Here is an 18,405-nt window from a genome sequence, read left to right as displayed (position 1 = left end):
CGGATCAAGCCGCCAAGAGTTGCTTGCGGTCGACGCGTTCCTGCTGCGGCGAGCGGGCGTAGAGCTCGCGGTAGCATTTGGAGAAATGCGAGGCGGAAACGAAGCCGCAGGCGACCGCCACTTCGACCACCGGCATCGACGACTGGATGAGCAGGTGCCGGGCGCGGTCGAGCCGGATCTCCAGATAGTATCGGGCGGGCGAGCGGCCCATCTCGGTGCGGAACAGGCGCTCGATCTGCCGGCGGGAAAGATCGACATGGTCGGCGATCTCGATCAGCGACAGCGGCTCGGCAAGGTTGGCCTCCATCAGCTCAATAATGGTGAGCACCTTCGAGTTCTGGACGCCGAGGCGGGCGCGCAGCGGCAGGCGCTGGCGATCGGTCGGGCTGCGCACGCGGTCAGTCAGCACCTGCTCGCAGACACGGTTGACCAGGCTCTCGTCGAAATCATCGCCGATCAGCTTCAGCATCATGTCGAGCGCGGCGGTGCCGCCGGCGCAGGTATAGATGTTCTGGTCGACCTCGAAGAGATCGGCAAAAACATTGGCCTTCGGGAAAGCCTCCGAGAAACCCGGCAGGTTCTCCCAATGGATCGCGCAGCGCTTGTTGGAGAGCAGACCTGCGGCGGCCAGGATATGGGCGCCGGTGCACAGGCCGCCCACGGCGACGCCGCGATTGTACTCCTCGCGCAGCCAGGCAAAGGCCGACTTGTTGTGGTAGCGCTCGACATTCATGCCGCTGCAGACGATCGCCATGTTCGGCCGGTCCGGCCCGGCCATCTTCCTGCGCTCCTCTTCGAGCGAGGTGTTGACGGCACATTCGACGCCGTTCGAGGCGCGGACCGGCTTGCCGTCGATGCTTGCCAGGCGCCAGCTATAGGCCTCGTAGCCAAGCATCCGGTTGGCCGAGCGAAGCGGATCGAGCGCCGTCGCGAAGGCGATCATCGTAAAATCAGGAACGAGGAAGAATACAAACGATCTCTTGATCGGGTGCTTTACGGCATTCACGGTGAAACCTCACGCAGCCATGACGCGAACAGGATGTCGCGAACAGCATAGCGACAACAGGAAAAACCATTCCTGTCAATCGGGTAGGCGGCTAAGTGAAGATTAAATTTGCGACACGGGTCGCAAACGGGCAATTCGTGCAACCGCAAGCCGTCTCTTCGCCGACGTCAGGTGCCAATGCCCAACGAAAACGCCGCCTCGGCAAGCCGGGCGGCGTTGGAATTCAGCATGCCGAACTGTCTCAGGCGATAAAGCCGAGACGGGCAGCGGCCACCGCGCCGGTCTGGCCGGGCATGGTCTTGGCGAGGCGCTGACGCTCCAAAGCGGTCGTCAGGTTCATTTCGCGGCGGGTGAACAGGCGGGCAAAGAGCTTCATCATCCATCTCCATTTGGTTGCTCAGACGGGTCGCCTTCGCTTAAGGAGTGGGGCAGCTCGTTTTTGCTGCGGCTGATATAGGCTCGCTTCAGCAAGAACTAAATCGCAAAAACGAAGCGGTTGATATGAAAAGCGACATGGTTTGCGACATTTTTGGGCAATGTGCCCATGATTTCCTATTTATTACAGTGCTTTAGCCATCCTGTTAACCCGCTATGCGAGTGGTTCATATGCGTCATGCGGCGGCCGCATGGCTGGAAAAGTCATTTGAACGCAAACAAAAAAACAACGAACAAACAAAAGGCCTGCCGAGCTGACGCGGCAGGCCTTCAGAACTCCGTACACACTTGATTACTTCGCTCCAGCCCAGCTTCCGACACCTAGGCGCAAACCGGTCTTGACGTCGGCGGCTTCAGGCCAGCCGATATCCTTCTGCAATTCGATCGGCAGCGCATGGAGGGCGCGTTCGGTCTGGTAGCGGGCACGGGCCGCGCTGAATTCGGTCGCAAGCCGACCGATGGATGACAGGATAGACATTTCTCTCTCCTCTATGCGGGCAGGGAGGCGCCCGCCACTGCATTAAGTCATGTCTGTTTCAGCTTCATTTCATGTCGATTGCAGGACTGTGTCAGGGTGGTTTCATGGCTGCTTTTGGCAGCATGCTGCATCGATCGAGTTGACTATGCGCCTGGAGTGATGTTCAATCAAACGAAATGGAATGATGGATTGCATCAGAAAAATTGAAAGCAGGCTCCCATGAATGCCCCGCTCAATCATCCGCTGCCGCTGCTTGACCTCGATGTGCTGCGAACCTTCGTGGCGATCGCCGAGACCGGCAGCTTCACCACTGCCGCCAATGCGGTGTTCCGCACGCCATCAGCCGTTTCCATGCAGATCAAGAAGCTAGAGGACATCCTCGGCCGTTCGGTCTTCGCGCGCGACGCGCGTTCGGTGACGCTGACCACGGATGGCGAGATGCTGCTCGGCTATGCGCGCCGGCTGTTGTCGATCAACCGCGAGGTGGTGTCGAAATTCATCATCCCCGACATCGTCGGCGTGGTGCGGCTCGGCTCTCCGGACGATTATGGCGAGCGCGTGCTGCCGCATGTGCTGAAGCGCTTCGCGCAGTCGCATCCTTCGATCGCCGTCGACGTCACCATCGACCAGAGCATCAATCTGCGCCGGCGCATGGACGACCGCGCGCTCGACATCACGCTGCTCACCAATTCCTACAAGACCAGCGCGATCGGCGCCGAGGTGCTTCTGACCGAGCCGATCGTGTGGGCCGGCGCCAAGGGCGGCTGTGCGCATCTGCGCGAGCCCTTGCCGGTGTCGCTGTGGGAGGAAGGCTGCGCCTGGCGGGCCGGCGCCCTGGAAGCGCTCGGTCGCGAGGGCCGCAACTACCGCATTGCCTATATGAGCGCCCACACGGCCGGCCAGCGCGCCGCGATCATGGCCGACCTTGCGGTGGCGCCGCTGCCAAAATCCTTTCTCGGCGACGAGATGGTCTCGCTGGGCGCCAAGGACGGCATGCCCGAGATCGGCACCTACAATCTCGCCATGGTGGTGGCGCCCGATGCAAGCGCTCCGGTTAAGGCCGTGGCCGACCATATCCGGGCGACATTCGAGCTGTTCCGCGAGACCGGCAAGTTCTGAGTTATTGAGCCGCCGGCGCAGGGCGCTCCGCGAATGCGGCTTTCGTCCTGCGCCGCGTACGGGCTCGGCGCGCCGCCGGAGCGCTGTTGAGGAATGCCACGATGCTGTCGCGCGCGCGGCGCGCCTCAGGCATCTCGATCAGCGGCCAGACGTGGAACATGCCCTCTTCATAAACCACATCGACCTCGACGCCGGCGGCGCGCGCGCGTTCGGCGAAGATGAGATTATCTGGTGTCAGCATGTCGCGTGAACCGGTCAGCAGCAGCGTCTTCGGCAACACGGACAGATCGCCGTAAAGCGGGCTTATATGCCAGTCTTTGCGGTCGAAACCAGCGCTGTAGAGCCGCACCGCTTCCAGCCCACCCGGAATACCCAGCCACGGATCCTGCCGCTCGGCCTCGAAGACCTCGGGATTTGCAAGCGAAACGTCGAGGCCGGGCGAGATCAGCACATGACGCGACGGCGAAGGAAGGCCCCGCTCGGCCGCCATCATGGTCAGCACGACCGCCATGTTGCCGCCGGCGGAATCGCCCATGAAGACGATGTCCTCGGCGTCGGTCTCTTCGAGCATGCGCCGGTAGACGTCGCCGACCATACCGAACATATCGTGGAAATCGTGCTCGGGCGCGATGGGGTAGATCGGCACGGTGATGCCGAAGCCGAGACGCTCGGCCATCTCGGCGATCAGCACCCAATGATAGGAGGTGATCTGAAAAACGTAAGCGCCGCCGTGCATGTAAAGGATGCGCCGGCGTTCGCCTGCTTTCGGCGCGATCTCATAGACGGGAAAGCCGTCGATTTCGGTCTCGGTGATGTCCAGCCGCGCTTTGAGCAGGGCCGGCGGATGATGATCTTCGGTCTTGCGGGCGTAAGCGATCCAACGGTGCAGGTTCTCGGGACTGGAAAACGCCTTCTTGCGGCTGTGCCTGAGAACGAATGAAACGAGATGGCTTTTCAAACTGGGCATGCGGATACACGGACTTCGGGCACAGCCGACTAAGAGAATTCCCCCCGCTCTACGAAAATTGTACCTCAGTTTGAAATGTCAAGGAATCGCGCTGGTACATCGGCGTGATCCGATGGGGCCAGCATCAACGCCGCTTCGGCAGCAGCGCTGCGCGCATCTTGTTGTCGCCAGCCGCCGGAACCGCGTTGCGGCCCCGGCGATTGCCGAGCAGCTTGCATTTGTCGGCGAAGGTCATCAGCGCGGCGTGCCCAGAAGCAGCGCGTGAAGGACTGCCTGCGGGTCGCTTGGCGGCGAGGCCGGCCAGCCGATGTCCTTCTGGACATGCGCCGGCAGATCGTTGAGCGCGCGGATCGCCTTCTTTCTGGCATGAGCCTGCCTGATGGTGACACCGAAGCGGCTGAGATTTCCAAACATCGACATTTTCATCTCCCTTGAAGAGCAACGGGGCCGAAGATGGTTGCTGGCCGCCATGCGATGGGCGCTAAATGCGGCAGGCATGTATCGGGTCGATTTCGCGAGAACAGCGTTTCGGTTTCCGGATCGCGCGGATCCGGAAACATTTGCATGCAAATGAATCGGGCGTGCCGGTGTGCCGATTCCGGCTCGAACAGCCGCCATCGGCGGTTGACAGAGGCGAGCGGCTGGACTGTTATTGTGCAATGCGGCGTGGGGGGTATGTGCACCGCAGCATGATGCGAACGGGTCAGGGCATCGTGACGAGCATACACAGCATTCAGTATTTGCGCGGCCTTGCCGCGTGCGCGGTCGTTTGCTTCCACGTCAGCGAGCAGTTCGGCGGTCCGTTCGATGTCGGAGCAGCCGGCGTCGACGTCTTCTTCGTCATCAGCGGCTTCATCATGTGGGTGACGACAGCCGGCAAGCCGGCCGATCCGTGGCGTTTCATGGGGCGCCGCATCACCCGCATCGTGCCTCTCTACTGGATCGTCACGCTGCTGACCGCGGCGGGTATCCTGCTCAAGCCGCAATTCTTCTACGGCCATTTCTTCAGCGTCCCGAATTTCCTGGGCTCACTGTTCTTCCTGCCGGTCCTGCAGGAGGGCGCTCTGCATCCCATCGTCATACAAGGTTGGACGCTTTGCTATGAAATGATGTTCTATCTCGTTTTCACGCTCGTACTGTTCCTGAGCGAACGCTGGCGGTTCGGCGTTCTTACAGGCGCGCTTGTCGCCATCGTCGCGCTGCATTTCGTCCTCCCTGCGGGATATGCGCATGCCTTCACCGACCCTGTCGTGATCGAGTTCGCGGCCGGCGTCGTCGTCGGGCACCTGTGGTTCCAGGGAGCCAGACTGCCGCTCGGGTTGGCGCTGGCGATGGCCGGCGCGGGATTTCTTCTGCTTGCGGCCGGCCCGCTGTTCGATGCCGATTTGCCTCGTGCCTTGCGCTGGGGGCTTCCGGCCGCGTTGATCGTCGCGGGCGCGGTCTTTGCCGAGCGGGCGCGGCCGTTCAAGCCGGCTTCCTTGCCCAGCTTCCTCGGCGATGCGTCCTATTCGATCTATCTATGGCATGTCGTGGTCGGCGTCCTGACGACGGGCGTCGTGTTGCGGACCGGCCTGCCGGAGGCGTTGCAGCCGGCAACGATCCTGGTCGCCACGCTTGCGTTCTCGGCGATGCTCTATCTGATCGTCGAAAAGCCATTGATCGGACTGCTGCACCCGCAACGTCCCAAGGGCGCGGTGAAGGCAAGCAATGCCGCGGCCGCGGGGGCCGCGGAATGAGGCCGCTACAAGCTTGAGCTTACGCTAGAGGGTTTTCGACGTTTCATGGAAACGGCGAACCGTTCTATCCCTTTGTTTTTATGCAATTCCGGACGGAAGACTACGGCGAAGGCGCCGAGCCTAACCGCTCTCGCTTTTCCTGGAGTTGCTCTAGTCGCGGCCACGCCGCGCCGCGCGCTCCTCGCGTGAACGCCGGCGCGGGGTGGCGTCGCCGGCTGCGCCATCCTCGGCCACCGTCTTGCGGGGCGGCAGCTTCACCGCGGCGGCCAGCTTGGGGAAGGGATCGACCTTGTTCGGCAGCGCCATGGCGTAGACGAAGTGCTCCTGGAATTTCGGCTCCAGCGCCGTCTCGATCTTCTCGATCCGACTCACCGTCTCCTCGATCTCGCGGCGGTAGCCGCGGTTGAGCAGCGCCATGCGCGCGCCGGCGCCGGCGGCGTTGCCGACGGCCGAGACCTTGTCGAGGTCGCAGTCCGGGATCAGGCCAAGCACCATGGCGTATTTCGGGTCGATGAAGGAGCCGAAGGCGCCGGCAAAATGGATGCGGTCGACATGGTCGGTGTGCTGCTTTTCCATCAACAGCTTGGTGCCAGCATAGAGTGCTGCCTTGGCGAGCTGGATGGCGCGCACGTCGTTCTGGGTGATGGTGATCTTCGGCTCGCCCTCCTTCAGCACGTAGGAGAAGGTGCGGCCGTTCGGCACGATGCGCGGCGAGCGCATGCTGAGCGATCCGTCGACGACGCCGTTCTCGGAAATGATGCCCGACAGATACATCTCGGCGATCACCTCGATGATGCCGGAGCCGCAAATGCCGGTGACGCCGGTCGCCTGCACGCTCTCGGCGAAGCCCGGCTGATCCGACCACAGTTCCGAGCCGATGACGCGGTAGCGCGGCTCGAGCGTGTCGGGATCGATGCGCACGCGCTCGATCGCGCCGGGCGCGGCGCGCTGGCCGCCGGAAATCTCCGCGCCCTCGAAGGCCGGGCCGGTGGGAGAGGAGGCCGCCACCACGCGGGTCGAGTTGCCGAGCACGATCTCGGCATTGGTGCCGACATCGACGATCAGCATCATCTCGTCCTGGCGATGCGGCCCTTCCGAAAGGGTCACGGCGGCGGCGTCGGCGCCGACATGGCCGGCGATGCAGGGCAGCATATAGAGGCGCGCGCCCTGGTTGAGCTTCAGGCCGATGTCGGAGGCCTTGATGCGCACCGCGCCCGAGACGGCGAGCGCGAAGGGGGCGCCGCCCAACTCGGTCGGATCGATGCCGAGGAACAGATGATGCATGATCGGATTGCCGACGAAGACGGAATCCAGGATGTCGGCGCGCTGGACATTCCCTTCCGCGCAGACCTTGTCGACGAGGCCGGACACCGCTTCGCGCACGGCCACGGTCATACCCTCGCGGCCGTCCGGATTCATCATCACATAGGAGACGCGGCTCATCAGATCCTCGCCGAAGCGGATCTGCGGATTGGAGGTACCGGAGGAAGCGGCGACCCGGCCCGAGAGCAGCGACACCAGATGCATCGCGATCGTGGTCGAGCCGATGTCACAGGCGAGGCCGTAGGCTTCGTTCTTCAGGCCGGGCCATAGCGCGATGACGCGCGCGATGTCGCTGTCGGCATCCTTGTGGATGGCTGCGGTGGCCGTCCAGTTGCCCTTGCGCAGGATCCCCTGCACCTGCGGCAGCAGATAGAAGTCGAATTCGAGGTTCTTGAGGCCCCAGTCCTTCATCAGGGCGATCTTGAGCCGGTCGAGGTCGCCGAGCGGCTTGTGCATGTCGGGCTCTTCGATCTCGACATAGCACATGCGGATCGCCGTATCGCGGGCGATCACCCTGGTGTCGGCGTCCTTGCGGATGGTCTGGGCGTTGATGACCGTGTCCTGCGGCACGTCGATGACGAGGTCGCCGAGGATCTGCGCAGAGCAGGAGAGGCGGCGCCGCTCGGGCAGGCCGCGCACACGCTCATAGCGCTCCTCCTTGGCGCCCTTGGGCGAGATGTGGTCGTTCGACGAGACGATCTTGTGCTTGGCGAAATTGCCTTCCTGCACCTCGATCTGGCAGCGCCCGCAGGTGGCGCGGCCGCCGCAAACGCTTTCGACATAGACGCCGAGCTGGCGCGCGGCATCGAGGACCGGCGTGCCGACCGGGAACCGGCCGCGCTTGCCCGAGGGCATGAACAGGACGAGCGGATCGGTGATGTTGGGGGTAGGATTCATGCTGGCACGTGTCTCGATGGCAATTGCCGATGCCGTTTAACGGATCGTTTCACTATTGGGCGGAGAGTCCGTTGGTCCAGGGGCCAACCATGTCGGATCTGCTGCTCTCCGCCGTCTTCACCGCGTTCACCATGGTGCGCGTTCTGAAGGGCTCGTGGCTGCGCAATCCGCAATATCTGGCCACCGGGATTGTCGGCGCGATCGTCGGCGCGCTGCTGCTGCACGCGTACTGGCCCGCCTATGACGATGATTTCATCGTCGGCGGCTTGACGGGCATCTTCGGATCTTGGGCGGGGATGGCGTTGTTCGACGCCATATTGGGCATGGCCTGAACGCAAAGCAGAGCTGTCCGAGCGCATCCGCGATGCGATCGGACCAGCATTGTTTGCGGTGCGGCTCACGATTGCGCGCTTACCCCCTGGCCATGCGGGCTTCACGGCCGCCGCGGCGACGGCCGCCGGCTGCGGCGGCACCATCACCGGGAGCGGTCACCGCGACCGGAGCCGCGACAGCATGGCCGCCCTCGGCCGGCTTGTAATCCTTGTAGGTCCTGATCCAGGTCGAGCAGTTCTCGTCGGTGCCGTTGAGCACATTGGCGCCGCGCACGGCTTCCATCTCCTGCGGCCGGACCGGGTTCATGATCGCGCTCGTCATGCCGGCGCCGATCACCATCGGAATGAAGGCGGCGTTGATACCGTGGCGGTGCGGCAGGCCGAAGGAAATATTGGAGAGGCCGCAGGTGGTGTTGACCTTGAGCTCCTCGCGGAGCCGGCGCAGCAGCGCGAACACCTGGCGTCCGGCATCGCCCAGCGCGCCGATCGGCATCACCAGCGGGTCGACGACGACATCGTGCGAAGGAATGCCATGGTCGGCGGCACGCTCGACGATCTTCTTGGCCACGGCGAAGCGGACGTCCGGATCCATTGAAATGCCGGTCTCGTCGTTGGAAATGGCGACGACCGGAACGTTGTACTTCTTGACCAGCGGCAGGATGGCCTCGAGCTTTTCTTCCTCGCCGGTGACGGAGTTGACCAGCGGACGGCCCTTGGCGATTTTCAGCGCCGCCTCGATGGCGGCGGTGACCGAAGAGTCGATCGACAGCGGCAGGTCGACCAGGCCCTGCACGATCTCTAGCGTCTGCACCAGAAGCGCCGGCTCGGTGGCGTTGGGGTCGACGGCGGTGACGCCGGCATTGACGTCGAGCATGGTGGCGCCGCAGGCGGCCTGCTCCAGCGCGTCCTTGATGACGGTCTCGAAGTTGCCGGCCACCATCTCGGCAGCCAGCTTCTTGCGGCCGGTCGGGTTGATGCGTTCGCCGATCACGCAGAAGGGCTGATCGAAGCCGATGACGATTTCTCGGGTCGCCGAGGCGACGATGGTGCGGGTCATGCAATCTCTCCGTCGGGATATAAAGAGTTCTTTATATCGTTATCTGATTTGATTCAAGCGGATGCGTGCCGGCCGCGCCCTTAGACTCTAAGTTCATGTATGCCGTTGCCCCAAAACCGGTTCCCAGGTTTGGGCGACACACATCAGTGCGCGGTCTTCACCATATCCACTTGGGTTTCGGTAATCTCGTCATGCAGTATGTGGTCGAGCCGCTGGGCGACGATCTGGTCGTCGCGGCGGATCTCCCGTTTCCAGGGCTGGCGGCCTTTCAGCACGCCGGATTCATCGACGATCTCGGCGACATATTCTTCCTGGCGGTAGGCCATCACATGGATGCCGGCGACGCCCGGGATTTCCTTCACCTCGTTGATGATGTCGATGCAGAGCTGCTTGCCTTCCTTCTTCTGATCCTGCGCGCCTTCCAGCCGCTTGATCACCGCATCGGGGATGTGGATGCCCGGCACGTTGGAGCGGATCCACTTCGCCGTCTTGGCGGAAGCGAGCGGACCGACGCCGCAGAGCAGGAAGATCTTCTCGGTGTGGCCGAGGTCGCGCGCCTTCTGCATGAAGGCTTTGAACATCGGCACGTCGAAGCAGTACTGCGTCTGCGCGAATTGCGCGCCGGCGGCGATCTTCTTGCCGAGATGGATTGGGCGGAAGTCGTAGGGAGGCGCGAAGGGATTGACCGCGCAACCGAGGAACACTTGCGGCGGCGTCGTCAGCTTTCGGCCGGACAGGAACTTGCCGTTGTCGCGCATGATGCGGATGGTTTCGAGCAGCGACATGGAATCGAGGTCGAAGACCGGCTTGGCGCCGGGCTGGTCGCCGGCCTGTACGCCGTCGCCGGTGAGGCAGAGCATATTGGCCACACCCATCGCGGCGCCGCCCAGCACGTCGCCCTGGATGGCGATGCGGTTCTTGTCGCGGCAGGCGATCTGCATGATCGGCGCATAGCCCATGCGAGTGAGCAGCGCGCAGATGCCGACCGAGGACATGTGGCAATTGGCGCCCGAGGCATCGACCGCGTTGATGGCATCGACCCAGCCGTCGAAGATCTTGGCGCGGTTGTAGACGTCTTCCGGATCGGCGCTGTCGGGCGGGTTGAGCTCGGTCGTCACCGCGAACTCGCCGCGGCGCAACACGCGCTCCAGCCGGCCGCGGGAGGTGTGGCCGGGCAGGGGATCGAGCGGCAGGTGGATGCCGGCCGGGTTCTCGTCGCGCTGGTGGCGGACGCTCATGTGGAAGCTCCGGTGTTCTGCGGATTCTGGGCGGCCTCGCGCGCGGCGGCGGCCTGCGCGGTCACTCTCAGCCAAGCCGAGGTTTCGCGCAGCGACTGATCGACCGGCTTCTGCACGGCCAGGATCTTGTCGCCATGCTTCATGTTACGGGAGCCTTCCCAGGCCTTGACCCAGACGCAAGGCATGTCCGGCTCGACCTCACAATTGCCGTTGGCGCGCACGCCGCCGCAGGGGCCGTTGCGCAGCTGCTTCGGGCAGTTCATCGGGCACGACATGCCGGTCGACGACAGGATGCATTGACCGCACATGCGGCAGTCGAACATGAAGCCCTTCACGCGCTTTTCGACGAATTTCACCGGCGCTTCGACGCGGCCGTAGCCGATGCCCTTCCACAGAGGGTGCAGGAGCAGGAAGACGTCGGCGAACCGGCTGTAGAACCATTCGAGCAGCCGCGAATGGCGAATCGACCACAGCCGCACGGCGAAGGTGCGCTGGACGCGCCGTTGCGGCGACACGTCGGCAGGTTTGTAGTCGGATTTCGGCGCTGCCTTCTTGACCAAAGTGGCCTGGGTAACCGCCGGCTGTTTCTCAGACATTTTCTTTCCCGCCAGCCTTGACCAGAGCGACCAACCGCTCGCGGTCATATTTCGCGTCGAGTTCCTGATAGGCCTTCTCGACCTCGGCCTCGATGTCGTCGCCGACCGGGACGGGGTCGGCCTTGCGCCATTCCGCCAAATAGTCGTCGGTGCCGCCGGCGCCGGTGCGCATGGCGCACATGTCGATCGCCTCGGTGAAGCGCAGCGGCAGTTCGCGCTTGGCGTTCTGCCGGCCCTTCTTGACGATGACCTGGGCGGGAATGTCGCGCCAATAGACGACGATCAGATCGGCCATGAATTCTCAACTCCTCGATATCCCGGAGCATTGCCGCATGCGCTGTTGGGCCGCTTGTTATGGGACGACGCGCGCCCCTTCAAAAGCGACGCTGGCGATGGCGCAAAGCGAATGCTGGAATCCGTTGCCGGCTGATCACCAGACGCGCTTGGTCAGGCCGGTCCAGAGATAGAACCAGATCGTCGGGTGATACCACTGCTTCGACGGCAGGTCCGGGTCGATTGTTTCCAGCCTGCCGGCCAGCGCATTCTTCACCGCCTCGACGCAGATATCGCGCGAAAACGCCGCCTGGCGCAGCGCGTAGCTGGCGATCGTATCGCCGGTCCCGGGCCTGCCGCGCGCCTGCTTCAGCACGCCGCCGGTGTCGACGCCGGCATCAACCAGATGCACGGTGGTGCCAAAATTCTGTACATCGCCGGAAGCCAATGCCCAGTAGCCGCCATTCATGCCGCGATATTTCGGCGCGACGCCGGCGTGATAGTTGAGCACCGGGCAAGGCATCTTGGCCAGCGTATCCTTCGACAGCAGCCTGCAGCCGGCAAGCAGCACAATGCCGGGTTCGATGCTGTTGATTTGCTTCAGGCATTCCGGCCCGTCGGCCGAAGGCACATGGATGATCGTCTGCCCTGGCCGCGGCTCGGTCGCGAGCTGCTCCTCGGCGATCAACCGGTCGGCATGACCGGCCAGGAAGCGTTTGCCGAGCCTCGTCAGCACCATGGTGCCGAGCTGGCCGATGGCCGAGATCCAGCCCTGGCGCCGCGCACGGCCGAGCAACAAGCGTTTTTTGGACTCAGGGGATTCGAGTATGACGCTGACAGGGCCAACGCGATCGGCGATCGCGTTGACGATGGCCCAGATATGCGGGCCACCTTCGGTGACGACCACGATCGGTCGCATACTCGATTCCGACGCTGCCACTGCAAGCACCCGCTTTGAAGACCGGGCGCATGCTACGCGGGGCGGGTTAATCCTTGGTGTGCCGGAGGCGTTTCAGTGCCGGTTCAGCGCTTGAATTCCATGATGTCGAGCTTCGACTCGTAATAGGGCGCCGGGAATTCGATCCGCCATTCGGTGGCGCTGTTGCGGAAGGCGTAGCCGACCTGGTCGCTTTCGGGGCCGCTGCCATAGGGCTTGGCCTTGTCGTCATTGACCGAGAACGAGCCGAGATAGATGGCGCGCTTCTCGCCATCCTCGAAGAAGCGGCCGGTTGTGCGTTGCGAGCCGCTGATCTTGGTCAGCCGCCAGCCGGAGCCATCGTCGGTCACCTTGCATTTGAACCAGCCATAGATGACGAGCGGGCTGATGCCGCCTGCCTTGATGGTGCGGCATTTCCAGGTGCCGGTGAGGTCCTTGTCGGAGAAGGCTACGATCGGCTTGGCGAGCAGCCCGTCCAATTGCCTGACCTCCGACGGATTGCCGGCCTTCGCGCCCTCGAGAGCCGCCTTGCGCGTTTCGCCATATTTATCCAGCCGCGCCTTGTCGGCGGCGGTGATCAGCTTTTGCACCTCGCCATCGGCATGGGCAGGCAAGGTGAAGGCGATGAGGCCGAGAGCGGCAAAAAGCAGGCGAGGGGTCATCAAATCATTTCCTCAAATTCGAAGGCTGGAACAGTTCTTTTCGTCACTGGCGCACAACTTACCGGTTCGCGCTCGCCTGTCATCCGTGCTTAACAGCGTCAGCTCGGAAAAATGACGGTTGATCGATGCGAATATTGCTTACGGGATCGTCCGGATGGCTGGGCAGCGCGCTTCGGCCAAGGCTCGAAGCGCTCGGCCATGAGGTGGTCGGTCTCGATCCGGTTGTCTCGGCGCGCACGCAAGTCGCCGGCTCGGTCGCAGACCGCGAGCTGGTCTTCGGAACTGTCCGCGACAATCGAATCCAGGCCATCATTCACAGCGGCGCGCTGCACAAGCCGAACATCGAGCATTTCGAGAACACGGATTTCGTCGCGACGAATGTGCAAGGCACGCTCAATTTGCTCGACGCGGCCGTGGCTTGCGGCGTCGAGCGCTTCGTCTTCACCTCGACGACATCGCTGATGATCTCGCAGGCGATCCGCGCCGGTTTCCAAGGCGGCGCGCGCAAGGCAGCCTGGCTGACGGAGGACATGTCGCCGGAGCCGCGCAACATCTATGGCGTGACGAAGCTTTCGGCCGAACATCTATGCCGCCTTTACAACCTTCAGCACGGATTGCCGGTGGTGGTGCTGCGCACGGCGCGCTTCTTTCCCGAAGCCGACGACATGGCGCATGCGATCGAGCAATCGGACGCCAACACCAAGGCCAACGAACTGCTGTTTCGGCGGCTGACGGTGGAGGATGCCGCGCAGGCCCATGTCGCGGCGCTGGAGAGGGTGCCGAGCCTTGGCTTCGACGTCTTTATCGTCTCGGCGCCGACGCCGTTCCAGCCGCAGGATTGCGCCGAGCTGATCGCCGACGCTCCGGCTGTCGTCGCGCGCTATTTCCCGGACTACCCGCGCCTTTATGCCAGAAAGGGCTGGACGATGTTTTCGTCGATCGACCGCGTCTACGATCCGTCGCGGGCGAGGGAGAAGCTTGGTTTTACCTGCAAGACTAGTTTTGCCGACGTCCTGGCCGCGCTGGAAGCCGACGTCTGAAGGCCAGTCTTCTCAGGCGGTGCTGTGTGCCGCCCGCGCCAGTTCGGCGGTCAGGTCGCCATAGCCGGTCGAGCGGCGTTCATAGATAAGGCCGAGCATGGCGGCGGCTTTCTCGGCGACCTTGTCGAGCTCCGGATCGTCGGTCTGAGCGAGATAGATCAGCTTCTCATAGTTGCCGAAATAATCCTTGATCAGCTCCGGATGGCGGTCGAGGCCGAGCGGCTTGATGAAGAAGGCATCGAACTGGCGGCAGAGGAAGTCGGTCATGTAGAACGACATCATGTCGTCGTCGGCCACCTTCGCATAGGCCTCCGCGCCCTGGTAGAAAGCAAAGCAGTGCGGTCCGGCCATGCGCTCGACGCCATGTTTCTCGATGACGCGGTCGAGCAGGCCGCCTGTGCCGCAATCGGCGTAGCCGACGAAGATGTGCTGGTAGCCTTCCGCCTTGGCCTTTTCGATCGCCTTGTCCATCGCCGGCGCGATGCGGTCCGGATAGAAATGGAACTCGGCCGGCAGGCAGGTCAGATCGAGGTGGTCAAGCTTTAGCTGTTGCTTGACGGCCAAAACTTCGCGCGCAATCATCCCGCAGGCGATGACGAGCAGCCTGTCTGTTTGATTCGGTTCCGTTTTTTGCGTCTTGACCAAGTCGGGGCCGGCTTTCGCTGCGGGGCTTAATATCTGTCGAGGGAGACACCGTCCATGAAACTGCTACGCATCGCGCCGATCGCCATCCTGGCCTGCGCGCTTGCACTCACCGCCTGCGCCAACACCATCCGGGGTGTCGGCAAGGACGTCAAATCGACGGCAAGAGCGGTCAAAGACACTGTCAACTGATCGGCAGCCTCGCCTATCATCTGGGAACAAAAAAGCCGCGCTGCAAGGCGCGGCTTTTCTTGTCGATCCATCCTGATGCCCTGGGTCAGGCGGAAGCGCGAACGTTGTGCTTGCGCTTCATGAAGTCCTTGGCCGTCTCGACCGCAACCGCGGCGTCGCGGCAATAGGCGTCGGCGCCGACAGCCTTGCCGAATTCCTCGTTGAGCGGCGCGCCGCCGACCAGGACGACATAATCGTCGCGGATGCCCTTTTCCTTCATCGTGTCAATGACGACCTTCATATAGGGCATGGTGGTGGTGAGCAGCGCCGACATGCCGATGATGTCGGGCTGGTGCTGCTCGATCGCCTCGAGGTATTTCTCGACAGCGTTGTTGATGCCGAGGTCGATGACATCGAAGCCGGCGCCTTCCATCATCATACCGACGAGGTTCTTGCCGATGTCGTGGATGTCGCCCTTCACGGTGCCGATCACCATCTTGCCCTGCTTCGGCGCGCCGGTGGCGGCGAGCAGCGGACGCAGGATGGCCATGCCGGCCTTCATGGCGTTGGCCGAGAGCAGCACTTCCGGCACGAACAGGATCCCGTCGCGGAAATCCTCGCCGACGATGCGCATGCCTTCGACCAGCGCTTCGGTCAGCACTGTATAAGGCTGCCAGCCGCGCTCCAGAAGGATGTTGGTGCCTTCCTCGATCTCTTCCTTCAGACCGTCATAAAGATCGTCATGCATTTGCTGCACGAGTTCGTCGTCGGAAAGCTCGGAAAGGATGATCTCGTCGTCGGACATTTTCTCGGGCTCCTTGCTGCTCGCCATGCTTGCTGCAGCTTAAAAATCGATGCGCCAATACCTAACCCGCGAGGGCGAGCTAGCCATAGCTGATTTGCGACTTCCCGCAAAAGGAAAGCGACTGAAAAAATGGCGCTTTTCTTGTCGATTTTGCGACAGGCGTTGGCGCTGGCTGGCCGTTTCCAATAGGGTGCATGGCTACGATCCGGCAAGAAGCGGCGACGATGGGCCGCCCCAGCCAATCCAGGCCAAGTTATAGGAAGAACGATCATGAGCGATAACGCGGCAGTCGAGCAGGAAGCGTCGGGCGGACGGCGCGGACGCGGTGCCAGCGGCGGCGCGGCGGCACGCCGGGCAGCCCGTTCGGGCGGCGGCCCGGGCACCCAGCTCACGTATATCAAGCGCAAGATCAACGTCTACGAGGTCCTCAATGAGGAAGGCCTGGCGCTGATCGAGAAGAACACCGACACGGTGCTGGAAGAAACCGGCATCATCTTCCGCGACGACGCCGAGGCGCTCGCGCTGTGGAAAGAAGCCGGCGCCGACGTCAAGGGCGAGCGCGTGCATTTCCCCAAGGGGCTCTGCCGCTCGCTGCTGAAGACCGCGCCTTCCATCTACACCCAGCATGCGCGCAACCCCGAGCGCTCGGTGCAGATCGGCGGCAATGCGACAGTGTTCGCGCCGGTCTACGGCCCGCCCTTCGTGCGCGACCTTGATGGCAACCGCCGCTACGCGACGATCGAGGATTTCCAGAATTTCGTGAAACTCGCCTATATGGCGCCGTCGATCCACCATTCGGGCGGCACGGTGTGCGAGCCGGTCGATGTGCCGGTCAACAAGCGCCACCTCGACATGATCTACGCGCATATCCGCTATTCCGACAAACCGTTCATGGGTTCTGTGACGGCGCCGGAGCGGGCCGAGGACACGGTGGCAATGGCCAAGCTCGTGTTCGGCGACGACTTCGTCGAGAAGAACACGGTGCTCACCAGCCTGATCAACGCGAACTCGCCGATGGTGTTCGACGAGACCATGCTCGGCGCCCTGAAAGTCTATTCGCGCAACAACCAGGCCTGCATCGTCACGCCCTTCATCCTGGCCGGCGCGATGAGCCCGGTGACGGTCGCCGGAACGCTGACGCAGGTGCTGGCCGAGGTGCTGGCCGGCGCCTCGTTCACGCAGCTGATCCGGCCCGGCGCGCCGGTGCTGTTCGGCACCTTCGCCTCGTCGATCTCGATGCAGTCCGGCGCGCCGACCTTCGGCACGCCGGAGCCGTCGCTGGTTTCCTATGGCGCGGCACAGCTCGCGCGGCGGCTCGGCCTGCCATTCCGCACCGGCGGTTCGCTCTGCGCCTCGAAGATACCGGATGCGCAGGCGGCATATGAGAGCGCCAACACGCTCAACTCGACCATCCTTGCCGGCACCAATTTCGTGCTGCATTCGGCCGGCTGGCTCGAGGGCGGTCTCGCCTCCTGCTACGAAAAATTCATGATGGACATCGATCAGCTCGGCATGCAGCAGAAATTCTGCGAAGGCGTCGACCTGTCGGAAAACGGCCAGGCGATGGATGCCATCCGCCAGGTTGGCCCGGGCAGCCACTATCTCGGCTGCGACCACACCCAGGCGAATTTCCAGACGGCTTTCTACCGCTCCAGCATCGCCGACAACAATTCTTACGAGCAGTGGCTGGCCGAAGGCGAGAAGACCGCGCCGCAGCGCGCCAACGAGCTCGCCCGCCGCTGGCTCGAAAGCTACGAGGCGCCGCATCTCGATCCGGCCATCGACGAAGCGCTGAAGGACTTCATCGCCAAGAAGAAGGGCTCGATGGCCGACGCCTTCACGTGAAAGGAGCCCGAGTCAGGCCGGGCTAAAGTCGCCAACATCATCCACAAGGAAGTCTGGCGGAGCGCGTTCTCCGACCCGGACCGGAAGGGATGACTTTTTTCCGCGGCACGGTCGAGGAGATTGCGGCCGCGCTCGCGGCCAGTGGCCTGATCCTGCGTGGCGGTTTCAGCTTCGGCGACGATGAGATGGCGCCAGCCGGACTTTCCGGCGCACCGGCCAAATCGATGCTGCTGGTCGGGCAGGCGGGTGCAGCGTCCTGGCCGTATTTCCAGCGCTGGCGGGAGCGGCAGGCGAGGGACATCGCCAACCCACTCGACAGCTGGTCACGCGAGGTGATCGGCACGATCGCGCAAGGTTGCGGCGCGCGCGCCGTGTCGCCCTCAGACCGGCCCTATCTTCCGTTCCAGCAATGGGCGATGCGGGCGGAAGGGCTGAAGCCTTCGCCGCTCGGCATCCTCATGCATCCGACCTATGGACTTTGGCATGTCTATCGCGGCGCGTTGCTGTTCGAGGACGAGATTTCTCTTCCCGAACCCCATGCAGCGATTCATCTTTGCGACACATGTGTCTCAAAACCCTGCCTGAACTCCTGTCCGGTCTGCGCCTATTCGGTGGATGGCTTCACGCACCAGGCGTGCCTGGCGCATGTACGTGGCAAGGATGGTACGCCTTGCCTCGCCGGCGGCTGCCTCGACCGCAACGCCTGTCCCTATGGCGCTGAGTATCGCTATCCGCCGGAGGTGCAGGCTTTTCATATGGCGGCGTTCGCCGGACTGTAGGCTGGCTTCCGAGCCACACGGAAACTTGACTGCGATCGAGAGGTTGCGGCTTGCCCTGGCGGGGGGT

At 63.1% G+C, this 18,405-nt stretch carries 21 protein-coding genes; 7 read left to right on the top strand and 14 right to left on the bottom strand.

What is annotated here, in order from left to right; translation table 11 throughout:
* Positions 1-4: 4 nt before the first annotated feature.
* The 3 genes from ACVMIM_RS25070 to ACVMIM_RS25060 form a co-directional block, all read right to left on the bottom strand.
* A complete protein-coding gene (locus ACVMIM_RS25070) occupies positions 5-943 on the bottom strand; it encodes a GlxA family transcriptional regulator (protein WP_442920190.1) in 939 nt (312 codons plus the stop codon).
* Between the two features lie 304 nt (positions 944-1,247).
* Positions 1,248-1,382, bottom strand: a complete 135-nt coding sequence (locus tag ACVMIM_RS25065) for a hypothetical protein (protein WP_278047999.1) — start codon at positions 1,380-1,382, stop codon at positions 1,248-1,250.
* Positions 1,383-1,733: 351 nt separating this feature from the next.
* A complete protein-coding gene (locus tag ACVMIM_RS25060; protein WP_476115168.1) occupies positions 1,734-1,919 on the bottom strand; it encodes a hypothetical protein in 186 nt (61 codons plus the stop codon).
* Between the two features lie 219 nt (positions 1,920-2,138).
* Here ACVMIM_RS25060 and ACVMIM_RS25055 point away from each other — a divergent pair, with 219 nt between their 5' ends.
* A complete protein-coding gene (locus ACVMIM_RS25055; RefSeq protein WP_040981895.1) occupies positions 2,139-3,038 on the top strand; it encodes a LysR substrate-binding domain-containing protein in 900 nt (299 codons plus the stop codon).
* Position 3,039: 1 nt separating this feature from the next.
* Here ACVMIM_RS25055 and ACVMIM_RS25050 read toward each other — a convergent pair whose 3' ends face one another.
* Together ACVMIM_RS25050 and ACVMIM_RS25045 are read right to left on the bottom strand one after the other, a co-directional pair.
* The gene (locus tag ACVMIM_RS25050) at positions 3,040-4,005 is read right to left on the bottom strand and encodes an alpha/beta hydrolase (RefSeq protein ID WP_476115167.1); all 966 of its coding nucleotides are present in this window, start codon (positions 4,003-4,005) and stop codon (positions 3,040-3,042) included.
* A gap of 234 nt (positions 4,006-4,239) precedes the next feature.
* Complete coding sequence (locus ACVMIM_RS25045) at positions 4,240-4,425, bottom strand: hypothetical protein (protein ID WP_041004327.1); 186 nt, start codon at positions 4,423-4,425, stop codon at positions 4,240-4,242.
* Positions 4,426-4,718: 293 nt separating this feature from the next.
* Here ACVMIM_RS25045 and ACVMIM_RS25040 point away from each other — a divergent pair, with 293 nt between their 5' ends.
* On the top strand, positions 4,719-5,741 hold the full coding sequence (locus tag ACVMIM_RS25040) for an acyltransferase family protein (protein ID WP_476115165.1): 1,023 nt from the start codon (positions 4,719-4,721) through the stop codon (positions 5,739-5,741).
* Positions 5,742-5,891: 150 nt separating this feature from the next.
* On the opposite strand, the gene ACVMIM_RS25035 is transcribed toward ACVMIM_RS25040, so the two are convergent.
* A complete protein-coding gene (locus ACVMIM_RS25035) occupies positions 5,892-7,961 on the bottom strand; it encodes an ASKHA domain-containing protein (protein WP_476115164.1) in 2,070 nt (689 codons plus the stop codon).
* A gap of 89 nt (positions 7,962-8,050) precedes the next feature.
* Here ACVMIM_RS25035 and ACVMIM_RS25030 point away from each other — a divergent pair, with 89 nt between their 5' ends.
* Positions 8,051-8,293: a hypothetical protein gene (locus ACVMIM_RS25030; protein ID WP_476115163.1), complete on the top strand. Its 243-nt coding sequence runs from the start codon at positions 8,051-8,053 to the stop codon at positions 8,291-8,293.
* A 79-nt stretch (positions 8,294-8,372) separates the two neighbouring features.
* Here ACVMIM_RS25030 and ACVMIM_RS25025 read toward each other — a convergent pair whose 3' ends face one another.
* The 6 genes from ACVMIM_RS25025 to ACVMIM_RS25000 form a co-directional block, all read right to left on the bottom strand.
* Positions 8,373-9,350, bottom strand: coding sequence for a methyltetrahydrofolate cobalamin methyltransferase (locus tag ACVMIM_RS25025; protein ID WP_476115161.1), 978 nt, complete (start codon positions 9,348-9,350; stop codon positions 8,373-8,375).
* 143 nt (positions 9,351-9,493) lie between these two features.
* The gene (locus ACVMIM_RS25020; RefSeq protein WP_041003947.1) at positions 9,494-10,588 is read right to left on the bottom strand and encodes a methylenetetrahydrofolate reductase; all 1,095 of its coding nucleotides are present in this window, start codon (positions 10,586-10,588) and stop codon (positions 9,494-9,496) included.
* Complete coding sequence (locus tag ACVMIM_RS25015; RefSeq protein ID WP_041003949.1) at positions 10,585-11,184, bottom strand: methylenetetrahydrofolate reductase C-terminal domain-containing protein; 600 nt, start codon at positions 11,182-11,184, stop codon at positions 10,585-10,587. The genes ACVMIM_RS25020 and ACVMIM_RS25015 overlap by 4 nt, the downstream gene beginning before the upstream one ends.
* Positions 11,177-11,479 (bottom strand): virulence factor, encoded by a 303-nt coding sequence (locus ACVMIM_RS25010; RefSeq protein WP_041003951.1) that lies wholly within the window; start codon positions 11,477-11,479, stop codon positions 11,177-11,179. The genes ACVMIM_RS25015 and ACVMIM_RS25010 overlap by 8 nt, the downstream gene beginning before the upstream one ends.
* Positions 11,480-11,614: 135 nt before the next feature.
* Complete coding sequence (locus ACVMIM_RS25005) at positions 11,615-12,376, bottom strand: formyl transferase (protein ID WP_476115160.1); 762 nt, start codon at positions 12,374-12,376, stop codon at positions 11,615-11,617.
* A 104-nt stretch (positions 12,377-12,480) separates the two neighbouring features.
* Positions 12,481-13,056: a DUF4893 domain-containing protein gene (locus ACVMIM_RS25000; RefSeq protein WP_476115158.1), complete on the bottom strand. Its 576-nt coding sequence runs from the start codon at positions 13,054-13,056 to the stop codon at positions 12,481-12,483.
* A gap of 125 nt (positions 13,057-13,181) precedes the next feature.
* On the opposite strand from ACVMIM_RS25000, the gene ACVMIM_RS24995 reads away from it, so the two are divergent.
* Positions 13,182-14,096 (top strand): NAD-dependent epimerase/dehydratase family protein, encoded by a 915-nt coding sequence (locus ACVMIM_RS24995; protein WP_476115156.1) that lies wholly within the window; start codon positions 13,182-13,184, stop codon positions 14,094-14,096.
* A 12-nt stretch (positions 14,097-14,108) separates the two neighbouring features.
* Here the strand turns inward: ACVMIM_RS24995 and ACVMIM_RS24990 are convergent, their stop codons facing one another.
* Positions 14,109-14,741, bottom strand: a complete 633-nt coding sequence (locus ACVMIM_RS24990; RefSeq protein WP_476115154.1) for a DUF1638 domain-containing protein — start codon at positions 14,739-14,741, stop codon at positions 14,109-14,111.
* 54 nt (positions 14,742-14,795) lie between these two features.
* Between ACVMIM_RS24990 and ACVMIM_RS24985 the strand changes: the two genes are divergently transcribed.
* Positions 14,796-14,930 carry an entericidin A/B family lipoprotein gene (locus ACVMIM_RS24985; RefSeq protein ID WP_041003961.1) on the top strand — a complete coding sequence of 45 codons (135 nt, stop codon included), beginning with the start codon at positions 14,796-14,798 and terminating at the stop codon, positions 14,928-14,930.
* 85 nt (positions 14,931-15,015) lie between these two features.
* Here the strand turns inward: ACVMIM_RS24985 and ACVMIM_RS24980 are convergent, their stop codons facing one another.
* On the bottom strand, positions 15,016-15,714 hold the full coding sequence (locus ACVMIM_RS24980) for a corrinoid protein (protein ID WP_041004332.1): 699 nt from the start codon (positions 15,712-15,714) through the stop codon (positions 15,016-15,018).
* A 270-nt stretch (positions 15,715-15,984) separates the two neighbouring features.
* On the opposite strand from ACVMIM_RS24980, the gene ACVMIM_RS24975 reads away from it, so the two are divergent.
* Positions 15,985-17,559 carry a trimethylamine methyltransferase family protein gene (locus tag ACVMIM_RS24975; RefSeq protein ID WP_278047987.1) on the top strand — a complete coding sequence of 525 codons (1,575 nt, stop codon included), beginning with the start codon at positions 15,985-15,987 and terminating at the stop codon, positions 17,557-17,559.
* Positions 17,560-17,648: 89 nt separating this feature from the next.
* Positions 17,649-18,338, top strand: a complete 690-nt coding sequence (locus ACVMIM_RS24970; RefSeq protein ID WP_476115152.1) for a hypothetical protein — start codon at positions 17,649-17,651, stop codon at positions 18,336-18,338.
* Positions 18,339-18,405: the final 67 nt, after the last annotated feature.

This window comes from Mesorhizobium sp. USDA 4413 (assembly GCF_056280365.1).
This window is presented reverse-complemented; position numbering and strand designations above follow the sequence as displayed.